At 55.0% G+C, this 282-nt stretch carries 1 protein-coding gene; it reads left to right on the forward strand.

What is annotated here, in order from left to right; genetic code table 11:
• On the forward strand, positions 1–282 hold a 282-nt coding region (locus P7F28_RS04175), incomplete at both ends, for an N-formylglutamate amidohydrolase (RefSeq protein ID WP_277183180.1).

Raw genomic sequence — 282 nt, forward strand, 5'->3', positions numbered from 1 at the left:
GGAAAAGCGCCGGATGCGAATGCACGTCAGGAGCGCGTGAAGCAATTTTGGCATCCTTATCATGCCACGCTCGAAGCGGAATTGAGCCGTCTGCGTGCTTCGCACAAGAACGTGTTGCTGTGGGAAGCGCATTCGATCGCCAGCGTCCTGCCGCGTCTTTTCGATAACAAACTGCCTGATCTGAATATCGGCACGCAGGAAGGCCGCACCGCTGATGCCAGTATTCAAACGCGTGTCGAACAGGCTGCATCGGAAAGCAAATACTCGTGGATTGCGAATGGA

It is taken from the genome of Caballeronia sp. BR00000012568055, from assembly GCF_029439455.1.
Classification (GTDB): Bacteria; Pseudomonadota; Gammaproteobacteria; order Burkholderiales; family Burkholderiaceae; genus Caballeronia.